Below are 12,661 nucleotides of genomic sequence, written 5' to 3'. Positions count from 1 at the left end.
GGGTGATGACGAACGTACCCGCACGACTCCTGCGGCTTCTCCTCCTACAGGCAGGAAGGAAGTAATGGCAGGGTACAAGCTTACCTGGATAACAGAGTATCTGGCAGTCGGCCATGCCCCCATGTCCTATGCAGACCTGGACAGTATCCGGGAACAGGGGATAAGCGGGATCGTCAATCTCTGCGGCGAATTCTCAGATCTCCATGATCTCGAGGAGGCTGCAGGCTTTGAAGTCTTCTACCTGCCCATTGCCGACGAAACCGCTCCAACCATGGAAGCCATGGAGCAGGGCCTGGCCTGGCTGGACGAAGCAGTATACCTGGGCAAGAAGGTCCTGGTCCACTGTAAGCTCGGAGTGGGGCGCACCGGCACCTTTGTCACCGCCTACATGCTGCGTCGGGGCTTTAATCTCAAGAAGGCAGGAAAGTTACTCAGGAAGACCAGGGCCAACCCGACCAACTTCGCACAGTGGTGGCTGCTGAGAAAATTCGGCAGGAAAGAGGGGCAGCTGAAGCTGGCCGAGCCCTCTGCTGAAAATCGTCTCCATCTTGACCTCACTCTTTTTTATCAACGCTATGAGCAGCTCCTCCAACGCCTCGATGCCCTTCTCGGGGGTGAGCAGCCCCAATGTTGCGGCAGAGACAGCGCCAGCTGCGGACAATCCTTTTCACTCTCTCTGATAGAGGCCCTCTACCTCAACGACAAGGTCAATATCAGCCTCTCCTCACAGCAACGCAACCAGGTCATCGAAAAGGCCGCCGGCAGCGGCGAGCGCGAAAAAACGGTTAAAGAGGGGGATGAGGAAATCAGCGGCAGGCCCGCCACGGGGTCAGCCACCGAACCCGTCTCAGCTCCCCTCCCTGACGACCCTGCGGAGCAGGCGTGTCCCTTACGTGAGGGTGATCACTGTCTGCTCCATCAATACCGGCCGATCCATTGCCGCACAGGAGCAGGCAGGCTGGAGCCTTCGGCTGCGGAGGAGATCCACAGAGAGCTGGCCCTCCTCTCCAGGCAGGTCTTTACTGCTCTTTTCGGTGAAGCCGCTGAGCAGCTCAGCCTGCCTGAGGTGAGTGGCCAAGAGACCATTTCAGGAAAGTTCATCCAGCGATATTTCCAACACCTGGTATCTCAGAAGAGGGATAATGGCAAAAAATAACAGCAAACAGCTCGTGGCTGCCCCTAAGCAGGTCTTAATCGTCGATGACGAACCCGACATGCTTGCCATGTTGCGCCTGGTTATTGAAAAAAAATGTGACTGCAAGGTGCTTACCGCGCCTTCAGGGGTTCTGGCCCTGGAGATCATCGAAGAGCGGCAGCCGGATGTGCTGGTCAGCGATATCAAGATGCCGGATCTGGACGGGCTGGAGTTACTGAAAAGAGCCCGATCCCTGGACCCCACGCTTTCCATTGTGATCATGACAGGTTACGGCACCATCGACATCGCGGTACAGGCATTGAAAGACGGTGCCTATGATTTCCTCCAAAAACCCTTTGACCAGGACCATATCATCCGGGTCGTCAAAAACGGGCTTGAACGGACCAATCTGCTGCGAACCAATATCCAACTCCAGCAGCGACTCAACAACCTGAGTCTTCCCGAAGGATTCATAGGGCAGAGTCCGGCACTCAAAGCTGCCCTTGAACTGTTGAACAGGGTGGCGGATACGGACGCCACGGTCCTCATCCGGGGGGAGTCCGGCACCGGCAAGGAGCTTGCTGCCCGTGCCCTCCATGCCTTAAGCGGCCGCCACCATAAAAAGATGGTGACCGTCAACTGCCCGGCACTGCCGGAAAACGTCCTGGAGAGCGAACTCTTCGGCTACAGTAAGGGGGCCTTTACCGGGGCGCTCAAGGATAAGAAGGGGCTGTTTCTTGAGGCCGAAGGTTCCACCATTCTCCTGGATGAGATTGCCGATATCCCGGTATCTGTCCAGACCAAACTGCTGCGTGTCTTGCAGGAAAAAGAGATACAGCCCCTGGGGCAAAACAAAACCATCAAGGTTAATGTCCGGGTCGTTGCCTCCACCAACCAGGACCTGGAGGCCAAGATAGAGGCTGGAGAATTTCGGGAAGACCTCTTTTATCGGTTGAATGTCGTCACCGTGGTCATGCCGAGCCTGGAGGAGATGAGAGAGGATATCCCCCTCTTGGTTCACCACTTCCTATCCCAGTTCACCCAACAGTATGGCCGGGAAGGTCTGAGCATCCCCACAGAGGTACTCCAGCGCCTCTACCAGAAGAGATGGCAGGGAAATGTGCGGGAGCTGCGTAACAGTATCAAGCGGCTGGTGCTGCTCGCCGTGGGGGGCAATATCGAAATCTCGGATCTCTCGACCCTCCTGCCTGAGACGGCGGAAGCCGCCGCCAGCAAGGATCCCTGGGACATCAGAGAGTATTACCATCCCCCGTATAATGAGGCAAAAGCAGCGCTCATCTCCACCTTTTCCAGCGGCTATATCAGCAACATCCTCACCAGCCATGGGGGTAATGTCACCAATGCCGCTGCCGCCTGTGGCTTGGAACGACAGGCCTTGCAGCGCCTGATGCGGCGCTATCAGATCGTTTCCACCGACTTTAAGCCCAAACACCCATAGTAGCAAAGCAGCAAGGCTCTCAATCACCCCCCTAACAGATTCCTAACCTGATTCGAATCTGGAAGAGGTAGATTGCGCTGTTAGCCGACCCCAATCATTTCTCCTTCTCCTACAGGGCTAAACACCCCTTCTGTATCGCCATGAAACCCAGCCAAAAAAGCAGCGACACCCTAAAAGACATCTTAAAGGGATTGGATACCCCCTCAGGTGACCCGGACACAGACAGCTATTACCACAATCACCTCTACTCGATTCTCCAGGAGCGACACAAAAGAGAGATCATCCGCTCTTCCCTGGTCAAGTATTTCAAATCAGAGGAGCTCAAGCCCTACCAGGCAGAGTTGATCAAGATGCAGGCCCACCTGGAACGCACCGGTAAAAAGATGATCATCCTCTTTGACGGCAGGGACGCCTCGGGCAAGGGCGGCACCATCCGGAGGGTCACCCGCTACATGAATGAAAAACATTACCGGGTGGTGGCCCTGGGCAAACCCAACCCGGTGCAGCAGACCGAGCTGCACATGAAGCGCTATATAGAACAGTTTCCCCGGGCCGGGGAAATCGTCCTCTTTGACCGCTCCTGGTACAACCGGGCCATGGTGGAACCGGTGATGGCCTTTTGCACCAGCGAGCAGTACGCACGCTTTCTCAAGAAGGTCACCCTCTATGAAAACAACTTCATCCTGGATGCAGGACGAACGACCCTGCTCAAGCTCTACTTTTCCGTGTCCAAGGAGGAACAGGCAAGACGTTTTGAACGCAGGCGCAATGATCCCCTGCGACAGTGGAAGTTGTCTGAGGTGGATTTACAGGCCCAGGAGCTCTGGGATGAGTTCACCCACAAAAAACAGGTCATGCTTCAAAAGACTCATACCAAGGAGTCTCCCTGGTTGATCATCAAGTCCGATGACAAGCATCGCGCCAGGCTTGAAACCATGAAGCTGATCTTGAGCTCGGTCAAATACCGGGGGCGCAGGCGGAGCCTGGACTACAGCCCGGACAGGGAGATCGTGGTACCCGGTGACCTGGAGCTTGCCCGGATGAAGCGGCAGGCAAAGAAGTATGGCAAACCCCTTGGTTAGGCTGAAGGTCAGGATCTGGACCAGGGGCAGGGGAAACTCCGGACTCCTGGTGTTTGGCGGGGCCCAGGCAAGAGAGCTCAGCGCCCACTTCCGAGGCTGAGCGATCAGCCGGGGACTGTCCGGGAAAAGACCTTGATGATCACCACCCCGATCACGATCAAGCCCATGCCCAGGATGGCCGGCAGGTCAGGCAGTTCCCGATAGAGGACGATCCCGCTGATGCTCAAGAGGACAATCCCCAGGCCGGACCAGACGGCATAGGTCAGGCCAATGGGCAGGGTGCGCAGCACCAGGGTCAGACAGTAAAAGGAGAGGGCATAGCCCACCACGACCACAAGAGTGGGCCACAGCCGGGTAAACTCCTCCGAGGCCTTGAGTGCGCTGGTGGCAACGACCTCGGCAACGATGGCCACTGCCAGATAAAGGTATGTCATTCCTTCTCCTCCTGATGGCTATGCACCACCATGATGTTCAGCCCTGTCCCACGGTTTCTGGACGAACCGCCTGTTGCTCCCGCCTGAACTCCTCGTACCAGGACTCATGCTGATACAGTTTCTCGGCACACTGTTCACAGATCCCGTGGGAGAACTGGACATCTGCATGGCTAGCGACATAGGCCTCCAGCTGCTTCCAGGCCCCCTGATCATCCCTGACACTCTTGCAGTGGGAGCAGATAGGGATGATCCCCTCCAGGGTGCTCAGACTGTTCAGGGCCTCCTGGAGTTCAAGGATCAACGCCTCCTTGGCCAGATTGGCCTGGCTCAGCTCCTGCTCTGCCCGCTGGTTGTTCATCAACAGGAAGAGCACCCCGAAACCGGCATCACCCAGGATGGTGGCCACCGCCGGCACCACCTGCCAGATGACACCGCCAAAGAGTTCCATCTCCGGAAAAAAGAGCCAGCATACGGCCCTGAAGAAGATCACAGCCGCCCAAAAGAGCATAAATAGGGCTGCAGAATAATAGAGCAAACGATTGGTCCTGGGTGAGTGCAGCACAAAGAGCGAGGCAATAACCAGCATGGCCAAAAAAAGCAGACTGACGGTGATGAAGTTGCGGATAGCGATCTGGTCGAGGGCCAGATAGAAGTAGAGACAGGCCAGGACCACGGCCAGCGGGAGCAGATAGAGGAGCGGGGGCAGCTTCCTGTAACAGAGAAAACGAGAGGTGGCATCGACCCGCAACAGTGCGGAAAGGACAAAGAACCCGTTGGTGGCACCAATACTCAACCAGGTGGGAAGAACGCCCCTGGAGAGCAGGAAGAAATGAGCCCAGCCAGCGGCAAAGGTGGCAGCAAGCCAGAGGAGAAAACCGGGATAGGTCCTCTGCCCCTGGTAGTAGAGGCCATAGGCTATACAAAACAAGGCCGAAATCAACATGTTCATGAAGAACACGGTTTTCAGATCAATCGCCATAGGAACGGGACCCCCGGGAAAACTGCACACCTAGCAACCTGACAACAACACCCACCGACCCTACCAGCATACCCTCCCGTGAGCAGGGAACCAAGCTCCTCATTATCTTTATTGCAGGTCCACGGCCAGCCGACCGGTCCAGGGGAGCAAGCGCCGAACTCCATCCTGAGCCTGTGCAGGGGAGGATGGCTGTCGGCTGGAGCGCACCCTGCACCGGCCCTATTCCGGGCGGTCAGGTCGGTAGCCGTCCACCAGCTTGGTCAGTCTGGCGGGACGCCGGGTGCTAAAGGTACACTTTTCGCCGCTGTAAGGGTGGATAAAAGAGAGCTGCTGGCAGTGCAGAGCCAGGCGCTTGAACCGTTTTCCCTCCCGGCCGTACTTACGGTCGCCGACCACAGGATGACCGGCCTCGGCCAGATGAACCCTGAGCTGGTGTTTGCGGAGCACGGTCACGCTCAGTTCCAGGAGGGCAAACTCCGGGCTCTGCTTGAGCAGACGATAACTGGTCTCGGCCCACTTGCCCTTGGTCTTATCCCGGGTGGAGTAGACCTTGTAGGCCCTGTTCTCTGCCAGGTAGGAGCTGATCTCCCCCTCTGTATGCTTGGGGGTGCCGTGGACCACGGCCAGAAAGGTCTTATTCATGGTCGGCCACTGTTGGCGCAGCTGTTCCCTGGCCTGCTCGTTTTTGGCAAAGACCAGCAGCCCGGAGGTCTCCCGATCAAGCCGATGGATCACATAGATCCGGTTCTTGGACTTGGCGGTCCCCTTGCGTACATAGTCACTCAGGGCATAGTAGACCGTATTGACCCTATCGCTCTCCGTAGCCACGGTGAGCATGCCTGCAGGCTTCTCCACGACCAGGACATCGCGATCTTCATGGAGGATCTCCAAGCCCTTGGGCAGGAACCTGGTTCGTTTTCCGGAACTCTTTTTCATCACCTTTCCTCGTATTGCCTGCTGTTCTGCCAGGGCGGCAGCCAGACACTGGTCTGCCCCCCCGGCGTCTCCTCGCCCTGCATCGATCCCGCCCTTGCAGGGCCCCCCTCTTACCCTGAATTTGCCGGAGATACCAGGGGCAAATCCCCCTTGAGGCTCCCTTGAAAAATTGCCTTTCCTTCCAGGCCCTGCCTAATGGGGAGCATTGTATCCTCGGAAGATCGTTTAGATGCCTGCGCTCAAATTTTCCCCATGCCTTGATCTTGATCGAAAACTTGAACTTTTCAACCTACCCTTAAGACAAGAAAACAGCCGGGAAAAACCGAACAATCGGCCTTCTGGGAGTCATAATGGTTGCACTATTCATCGTACATGGTAGGTACATGTATCATCCTGGAGGTGCGACAGCCACATATTCCTTCGAATCCAAAGGTGTTTTCCCAGGCCTGCGCATCTGGTCCCCCCTTCTCTTGAGCGGTCGCTTTCGACGTCAACAGCCATCGACAACGAACAGGGGTGGAGAATCCCCTGGAGTCCGCCTCTCCGGAAAGGGCCCCGCTGGTGCCCTGCGATGAGTACTGCAACAGAGGCGCACCGTTCACCTGCCCGATGCACCCCACCCCGGTTTCCTGGAAAAGGGCTCCCTGAGCCGCACCCTGAATAACGGATCAACCCACACACCTTTCTAGCCAAAAAATCTATGATTAAAAAAATCCTTTCCCTGGCCAACAAGCAGCTGAAAAGTCTGACCCGCTCAGCAACGGGCAAAACAGCCAAGAAAACCCGCAGCAGCGCGGAACAACCCCTGAAGAGTGCAGCCGAGCAGGCGACAGCAAAGGCTGCGTCCTCCCCAGCGGTCCCGGCTGCAGCAGCGGAAGAAACCGCTGCCCCGGCCGAGCGGCCCGCCAAGTTTCGTCAACCCTCCCGTAAGAAGAAGCCCCAGGCCGCGGCCTGGGATCCGGCCAGCTTTGAGGTCACCCCGGTACCCGGGAAAAGCCGATTCCATGACTTTACCCTGCCCAAGCGGATCATGCATGCCATTGCCGACCTGGAGTTTCAATACTGCACCCCGATCCAGGAAAAATCCCTGCCCACCACCCTTAAGGGGCAGGATATGGTGGGCAAGGCCAATACCGGCACAGGCAAGAGCGCGGTCTTCCTGATCACCATCCTGACCCGCCTGCTTGCCCAGGAAAAAGAGACCCCGCCGGCGCCCCCCTTCAAACCGCGAGCCTTGGTGATCGCCCCGACCAGGGAGCTGGTCATCCAGATCGCCAAGGACGGCCGCAAGCTGGCCAAGTACACCCCCCTGAACATCCTGGCGGTCTATGGAGGAGTGGATTATCAGAAACAACTGGACGAGGCCCGAGAGGGCAAGAGTGATATCATCGTGGCCACCCCGGGCCGATTGCTGGACTTTGTCAGCAAGAAGGTGATCAAGCTGGACCGCTGCGAGATCATGGTCATCGACGAGGCTGACCGGATGCTGGACATGGGCTTCATCCCCGATGTCCGGCGGATCATCGGCCGAATCCGGGACAAGGAGCAACGACAGACCATGCTCTTCTCCGCCACCATCACCGAAGATGTCAAGCGGCTGGCCTTTCAGTGGTGCCGCAAACCGGAATTCATCGATATCCCTTCGGAGCAGCTGGCCGTAGAGACCGTGGAGCAGATCGTCTACCTGGTAACCACCGACGAAAAGTATACGGTGCTCTACAACCTGATCAGCAGTAAGCCCGACCAACGGATCATTGTCTTTACCAACCAGAAACATGAGGCCAGGACCCTGAGCCAGAATCTCCAGGACCACAACATCCGCTGCAGCCTGCTCTCCGGCGATGTGCCCCAGAACAAACGGGTCCAGCGGCTGGAGGGATTCCGTTCCGGTAAGGTCAAGGTGCTGATTGCCACCGATGTGGCGGCCAGGGGTATTCATATCGAGGGGATCAGCCATGTGGTCAACTTCACCCTGCCCTATGAACCGGAAAACTATGTCCACCGGATCGGACGAACCGGCCGAGCCGGCGCCCTGGGCACCTCCATCAGCTTTGCCTGCGAAGAGGATGCCTTTTACCTGCCGGAGATCGAGGAGTACATCGAAAAGAAACTGGACTGCGTGGTGCCGGAAGAGGAGCTGTTGACCCCGCCCCCGCCCAAGCGCAAGTCCAAGCCCAAACAGCAGAGTCGACAGCAGGGTAATCAGCAGGACAGGGACAAGAAGAGGGCGCCACGGCGCAGACGGCGGAGAAAACCCGGTGGCGGAGGCAGCCGACCGGGATCTTCCTCTGGTACAGAGTAGCCGGATAGCTGAAGGTGACCATGCTGGGCCCTGGAAAGAGGGCTCAGCATGGTACGACTAGGGGGAGGGAGACGGCGGCTGCACCACCCCGTTGACCTTGATCCGGCGGTTCAACTCCCGACACTGCCTCAGCCAGCTTGCGCGCAGCTCCCGATCCGAGGACAACATCTGGGAAGGGTCGCTGCAGTCAACCTTGACCCCACAGCCAAACAGACCGGCTGCACAGAGCAGGGAAGACAGCAGCCAGAGGATTCGCCCCTGCAGAGATCGCTGCCTCCCGGGCCATCGAGAAGGGCTCATAAACACTTCCTCATGGATTCATCCACACCAGGGGGCCGGACATTACCACATCAGGTCGTCGGGCACCTGGAATTCGGCATAGGGGTCATCTTCCTCGGGCTCTGCCTCCCGGGCCGGCCCACTGCCTTGAAAGATGACACTGGCCGGGTGCCGCTGGCGGATCTTCTCCGCCACCTCCGGTGCTACCAGTTCGTAGCGGCCGTCGACCATGACGATGGCCAGCCTCCCCTGGACCAGCTGCTCCTGGATTGCACGCTTCACATAGATCCGCTCCACCCGGGTGCCGTGGGTAAAGTTAAAGCCGATGTCACCCTCCCCCTTCTTGACCAGGTTTTGGCTGACCATCTGGCGGACCTGAGCCAGCACGGCCTTCTCTTCGGCTGCAGCCTTCTTCTCCTCATTCAGGGCCCGATCCCGGGCCGCCTTCCGGGCCAGGGCTGCCTGGGCCTTGAGCTTGCTCACATCGGGTTTGCCCCCTCGCTTGCCCTTCTTTTTCTTGGTCTGCTTATGCTTTTCCTGCTTCGCCTGTCTGGCCTTCTTCTCATCGACCAGCCCGGTTTTTTTCAGCTGATCCAACAGTGAACTGCCCATCTGGGTTCCCTCTTCAATCTAGGGGCTTGAATCGTTGATTTTTCCAAGATCCCCCTCTCATCATATTGCCCTTACCTCGTTTTATCCCAGCTGCCGGTACAGACAGATGTTGAGAGGCTGGTGAGAGCGCCGTGCTGCCAACCATGGCCCCCAGGGAGGCTGAATGGCTCCGGGAGTAAACAGGGCTCATACTAGCCCGTTCTCCCCACCTTGGCAATGGTTCTCCCCGGAGCAGACAATGGTTCCTTCCCAACCAGGCTTCCAGAGAGACGTGACCCTCCTCCGGCCTTTGGATCTTCAACTCAAGGGACAGAACACCCGGCTCCTTGCCCACGGCCACCATTCATTGTACAGTTGCAGCAGGTTTGTACTGTTAGAGCTCTCTCAACCTAAAAAAACCTGGGGATACGCCTGGGAGAGCAGCACAAGGGAGTCTGATACAATGCCCTCCGCACTCTTTGACAGCTGGACTGAGCGCTATGACCGTTGGTTCACCACCCCGGCCGGCCGGCTCATCAAGAAATATGAGGCTGCGCTCCTCCTGGAGCTGCTCCAACCGCTTCCCAATGAACAGATCCTCGATGTGGGCTGCGGCAGCGGCATCTTCACCCAGGATGTCCTGGAATCAGGGGCTGCGGTGACCGGCATCGACCTCTCTCTCCCCATGCTCCAGAGGGCAATTGCCCGCACCGCCGGCTGCCCGTTCAGCGGCCTCTGCGGGGACATGACCGCTCTCCCCTTTGCAGACGACAGCTTTGACAGGGTCTTCTCCATGACCGCCATCGAGTTTGTGGCGGACGCCGCCCGGGTAACGGCCGAACTGGAGCGGGTTACCCGCAGGGGCGGCACCGTGGTGGTCACCACCCTCAACAGCCTCAGCCCCTGGGCTGAACAGCGGCGCCGGAAGGCTGAACAGGGCCATGGCTTATTTCAAAATATCTTTTTCCGCTCCCCGGAGGAGCTGCGTGCGATCGTGAAGGAAAAGAGTGTCATCAGAAGCGCCATTCACTTTCAGAAGGATGCTCCTCTGGCAACCATCCCGGAACTTGAACAGAGAGGCAGGATGCACCGGTCGGAACAGGGTGCCTTTCTGGCAATCCAATGGACCAAGGCCTGAGGCAAACGCTCAGGGGGCAGGCCAACAGAGCCAGCCCCCGTGCACCAGGCCACTCCCTTTGAAGATGATGGAGAAAGATGATGAAGGCGGTGAAGGCGATGCAGCTCATTCGAGGAGATCAGGATAGGGAGCAGCTGCTGGCAGCTGCCCAAGGCTTCCGGGCCGCAGAGAAACGGGTGGCGCTCAGCGGGGCAGGAATTTCCGTTGGCAGCGGCATCCCTGATTTCAGGAGCAAGGGCGGTCTGTGGAGTGTTTTTCCACCAGAGGAATACGCCACCCTCGAGGTCTTTCTCACCAATCCAGCCAAGGCCTGGGAGCTCTTCCGCGCCCTGGGCAAGGTCCTGCTCGGCAAACAGCCCAACCCGGCCCACCGAGCCCTGGCGCAGCTGGAAGAAACAGGTCTGCTCCAGGGAGTTGTCACCCAGAACGTCGACAACCTGCACCAGCAGGCAGGAAACAGGAGGGTTCTGGAGATACATGGAGATCATCAGCATCTTGCCTGCCTCCACTGCGGTCACCAGGAAGCGGTGCGCAAGGAGCATTACCGCCAAAGCCGGGTTCCGCTCTGCTGCCGATGCGGGTTTCCCCTCAAGCCCAAGGTAGTGCTCTTTGGCGAGGCCGTGAGGAAAATCGAGGAGATTGATGCGCTTATTGCCGACTGCGACCTGCTGCTGGTCCTGGGTACCTCTGCCCAGGTCTATCCTGCAGCCGGCCTGCCCGGGGAGGTGCGCCGTAACCAGGGACGGATCTACAGCTTCAACCAGGACCCCCCTTCACTTGAACCTGCCGGCAGCCACGATCAGGGGAAAGGCGACTATTATTTCCAGGGAGATCTGAGCGCGACCCTGCCCCTCTTTGTCAAAACCGTGCTCCGGCTGAACCCTTGAGGGTGTCTTTATTCTTTTGTCTCTATCCGGATCTGCCCGAGGCATGGGCAGCGGGGAGGCTCCCCCGAAACGTAGCTCCCCACCCTCTTGTATAGTGGGTTCGCTGGTACCTCCTTTTTAGGGACAGGACGCTGCTAACGGGCGTGCAGGGGAACATAATCATACTCCTGATTCCCTGTATAGATCTGGCGAGGGCGACTGATCTTCCATTTGGGGTCATCGGTGCTCTCCTTCCACTGGGCTATCCAGCCGGGAAGTCGGCCCAGGGCAAACATCACGGTAAACATGTTGGTGGGGATACCAATGGCCCTTAAAACAATCCCACTGTAAAAATCTATGTTGGGATAGAGATGGTGATCGATAAAATAGGGATCTTTTAAGGCAATCTCCTCCAGCTCCCGTGCCGTATCCAGGAGTGGATCGGTGATCTGCATCGACTCCAGCAGCTCATCGCACATCTTCTTCATAATCTTTGCCCGTGGGTCATAGGTTTTATAGACCCGGTGACCGAATCCCATAAGCCGAAAGGGATCATTCCTGTCTTTGGCCCGCTGGACAATTTTTGCGCAATCACCGCCCTCTTCCTGAATTTTGGTGAGCATTTCAATAACCGCCTGGTTGGCCCCTCCATGCAGCGGCCCCCAAAGGGCTGCTATGCCCGAGGAGATGGCGGCATAGAGGTTCACCCTGGCGCTGCCTACCATGCGCACCGAGGAGGTCGAACAGTTCTGCTCGTGGTCGGCATGGAGGATCCAGAACACCCTCAGGGCATTAACCACCTCCCGCTTGATCTCGTAGGGGGTTACCGGGGTGTCAAACATCATGTTGAGAAAATTTTCGCAGTAGGTCAGTTCCGGTCTGGGTAAGACTATCTCGTGCCCCCTGGAAATTTTATACGACATGGCAGCCATGGTGCGCACCTTGGCCAACAGGCGGGTCATGGTTATGTTGATCTCCTCCTCCAGGGTATCAAGTTCCGGGTAAAAGCTCTTCAGGGCGTTGACCATGGAGGAAAGGATACCCATGGGGTGGGAGGCTCTGGGGAAATTCTGATAAAAGCCCTTTAAATCGGTATGAACCAGGCTGTTGTCGTTGAGCATCACCGAAAACCTGGTCAGTTCATCCCTGTTGGGAAGTCTGCCGTTTATGAGCAGGTAGGCGGTCTCCTTGAACGAAGACTTGGTAGCCAGCTGTTCTACGGGGATACCCCGGTAGCGAAGGATGCCCTTTTCTCCATCCATGAAGGTGATGCCGCTCAGACAGCTGCCGGTGTTGGCGTAGCCGGGGTCAAGGGTAATGAATCCGGTCTCGGCCCTCAGCCTGGAGATATCAATCGCCTTTTCTCCTTCGCTTCCGGTAACCATGGGAAGTTGTATCTCTTTGCCGTCATATATCAGGGTTACGAATTCGTCCAAAACATCTCCTCTTTTCCACGCTCT

12 protein-coding genes are annotated in these 12,661 nt (G+C 57.5%); 6 read left to right on the top strand and 6 right to left on the bottom strand.

Annotated features, from left to right (window positions below):
• The first annotated feature begins 64 nt into the window (after nt 1–64).
• The 3 genes from G494_RS0119145 to G494_RS24555 all read left to right on the top strand — a co-directional run bounded on the left by G494_RS0119145 (nt 65) and on the right by G494_RS24555 (nt 3,676).
• On the top strand, nt 65–1,156 hold the full coding sequence (locus G494_RS0119145; RefSeq protein WP_028585803.1) for a protein-tyrosine phosphatase family protein: 1,092 nt from the start codon (nt 65–67) through the stop codon (nt 1,154–1,156).
• Nucleotides 1,143–2,594, top strand: a complete 1,452-nt coding sequence (locus G494_RS0119140) for a sigma-54-dependent transcriptional regulator (protein WP_051305891.1) — start codon at nt 1,143–1,145, stop codon at nt 2,592–2,594. Before G494_RS0119145 ends, G494_RS0119140 begins: the two co-directional genes overlap by 14 nt.
• A gap of 140 nt (nt 2,595–2,734) precedes the next feature.
• Entirely contained in the window at nt 2,735–3,676 is a 942-nt protein-coding gene (locus G494_RS24555) for a polyphosphate kinase 2 family protein (protein WP_035247582.1), read from the top strand.
• Between the two features lie 104 nt (nt 3,677–3,780).
• On the opposite strand, the gene G494_RS0119125 is transcribed toward G494_RS24555, so the two are convergent.
• The 3 genes from G494_RS0119125 to G494_RS0119115 all read right to left on the bottom strand — a co-directional run bounded on the left by G494_RS0119125 (nt 3,781) and on the right by G494_RS0119115 (nt 6,025).
• Nucleotides 3,781–4,110 (bottom strand): DMT family transporter, encoded by a 330-nt coding sequence (locus tag G494_RS0119125; RefSeq protein ID WP_028585801.1) that lies wholly within the window; start codon nt 4,108–4,110, stop codon nt 3,781–3,783.
• A 37-nt stretch (nt 4,111–4,147) separates the two neighbouring features.
• Nucleotides 4,148–5,059 carry a hypothetical protein gene (locus G494_RS25835; protein ID WP_153305959.1) on the bottom strand — a complete coding sequence of 304 codons (912 nt, stop codon included), beginning with the start codon at nt 5,057–5,059 and terminating at the stop codon, nt 4,148–4,150.
• Between the two features lie 249 nt (nt 5,060–5,308).
• The gene (locus G494_RS0119115) at nt 5,309–6,025 is read right to left on the bottom strand and encodes an RluA family pseudouridine synthase (protein WP_028585800.1); all 717 of its coding nucleotides are present in this window, start codon (nt 6,023–6,025) and stop codon (nt 5,309–5,311) included.
• 700 nt (nt 6,026–6,725) lie between these two features.
• Here G494_RS0119115 and G494_RS24545 point away from each other — a divergent pair.
• Complete coding sequence (locus G494_RS24545; RefSeq protein ID WP_084457096.1) at nt 6,726–8,327, top strand: DEAD/DEAH box helicase; 1,602 nt, start codon at nt 6,726–6,728, stop codon at nt 8,325–8,327.
• 57 nt (nt 8,328–8,384) lie between these two features.
• Here G494_RS24545 and G494_RS0119105 read toward each other — a convergent pair whose 3' ends face one another.
• Both G494_RS0119105 and G494_RS0119100 read right to left on the bottom strand, forming a co-directional pair.
• Entirely contained in the window at nt 8,385–8,627 is a 243-nt protein-coding gene (locus G494_RS0119105; RefSeq protein WP_028585799.1) for a hypothetical protein, read from the bottom strand.
• Nucleotides 8,628–8,669: 42 nt separating this feature from the next.
• The gene (locus G494_RS0119100) at nt 8,670–9,218 is read right to left on the bottom strand and encodes a DUF2058 domain-containing protein (protein ID WP_028585798.1); all 549 of its coding nucleotides are present in this window, start codon (nt 9,216–9,218) and stop codon (nt 8,670–8,672) included.
• Nucleotides 9,219–9,660: 442 nt separating this feature from the next.
• On the opposite strand from G494_RS0119100, the gene G494_RS0119095 reads away from it, so the two are divergent.
• Nucleotides 9,661–10,335, top strand: a complete 675-nt coding sequence (locus G494_RS0119095) for a class I SAM-dependent methyltransferase (protein WP_028585797.1) — start codon at nt 9,661–9,663, stop codon at nt 10,333–10,335.
• A 77-nt stretch (nt 10,336–10,412) separates the two neighbouring features.
• Entirely contained in the window at nt 10,413–11,222 is an 810-nt protein-coding gene (locus tag G494_RS0119090) for an SIR2 family NAD-dependent protein deacylase (protein ID WP_084457094.1), read from the top strand.
• A 134-nt stretch (nt 11,223–11,356) separates the two neighbouring features.
• On the opposite strand, the gene G494_RS0119085 is transcribed toward G494_RS0119090, so the two are convergent.
• On the bottom strand, nt 11,357–12,637 hold the full coding sequence (locus G494_RS0119085) for a citrate synthase (RefSeq protein ID WP_028585795.1): 1,281 nt from the start codon (nt 12,635–12,637) through the stop codon (nt 11,357–11,359).
• Nucleotides 12,638–12,661 lie beyond the last annotated feature (24 nt).

Source organism: Desulfogranum mediterraneum DSM 13871 (assembly GCF_000429965.1).
GTDB lineage: Bacteria > Desulfobacterota > Desulfobulbia > Desulfobulbales > Desulfobulbaceae > Desulfogranum > Desulfogranum mediterraneum.
Note: the sequence above shows the minus strand (reverse complement) of the source record. Positions and strands in the feature narration are given on the sequence as shown.